This window comes from Pseudomonas sp. AF32 (genome assembly GCF_022342325.2).
Classification (GTDB): domain Bacteria; phylum Pseudomonadota; class Gammaproteobacteria; order Pseudomonadales; family Pseudomonadaceae; genus Aquipseudomonas; species Aquipseudomonas uvaldensis.
Map to the genome: position 1 here is coordinate 1 of NZ_RQJK02000061.1, position 576 is coordinate 576.

A 576-nucleotide genomic window follows, 5' to 3' on the forward strand; every position below is an offset into this window, starting at 1 on the left:
TTCACCCGCAGTCGCCTGGGCCAGCTGACGGAAGAAACCCTGCCGGACGGCAGCCAACGGCTGTTTGCCTACGACGCCCTCGGGCGGTTGCTGACCCGCCAGGACGAACACGGCGGGGTGACCCATTACCAATGGGATGCCGTCGGTCGCTTGCTCCAGACCACCTTGCCCAACGGCGCCACCCGCGCCTGGCGCTACAACGCCTACGGCAAGGTCACCGAAGAACGCGACGAACAAGGCCGCGTCACCCGCTACGAGTACGCCGACGACCTGCACCTGATCAGCCGCCGTCTCAACCCCGATGGCAGCGAGCTGAAATACCGCTACGACTCGGCGCGGCTGCTGCTGACGGAAATCGAGAACGAATCCGGCGAAACCTATCAGCTGGACTACACGCCCAACGGCCTGATCCGACAGCAAATCGGCTTCGACGGCCAACGCACGGCTTATGCCTACGATCTCAACGGGCACCTGCTGGAGAAAACCGAGTTCGGTGATGACGGCAGCCAGAGAATCACCCGTTACCAGCGCGACGCGACCGGGCGGCTGCAGATCAAGACCCTGCCTGACGGCCAA

1 pseudogene is annotated in these 576 nt (G+C 64.1%); it reads left to right on the plus strand.

The features are described from left to right. Nucleotides 1-576 (plus strand): annotated as a pseudogene (locus tag EGM97_RS26105) (type IV secretion protein Rhs); the annotation flags it as partial.